At 61.0% G+C, this 300-nt stretch carries 1 protein-coding gene; it reads left to right on the top strand.

Annotated features, from left to right (window positions below; genetic code table 11):
• Positions 1-70: 70 nt before the first annotated feature.
• Positions 71-300, top strand: a 230-nt coding sequence (locus tag SPHV1_RS25675; protein ID WP_231634517.1) for a hypothetical protein, incomplete at its 3' end; no start/stop codon positions are given.

The following is a 300-nucleotide window of genomic DNA, read 5'->3' as shown; positions in this document are numbered from 1 at the left end:
TTTGCAGGATCGGTTGGAAAATTCGTCTGCAAGCCGCTGGTCTTCTCCCGCTGATCTCGTGACTCGCATCATGATCGAGGAGGGCATGTTCGAGGACGCCTGGGCGACCGTGCGTGACCATGGGGCATCACGAGGCGTCAAGGAAGCCCTTGCCCTCGTGAGCGAGCGGACGCACCCGCAAAAGGCGCTTGCGGTCTATGCAGAGCGTGTCGAGGAACTCGTGAGTGCCGGCGACAAGCACGCGTATCGGCAGGCCGCGAGCTTGATTGAGCGTATTCGAACGCTGCATGGTAGTGCCGA

Origin of the sequence: Novosphingobium sp. KN65.2 (genome assembly GCF_001368935.1) — a bacterium.
GTDB lineage: Bacteria > Pseudomonadota > Alphaproteobacteria > Sphingomonadales > Sphingomonadaceae > Novosphingobium > Novosphingobium mathurense.
The sequence above is the reverse complement of the archived record's forward strand: the minus strand, read 5'-3'. Positions and strand labels throughout refer to the sequence as shown.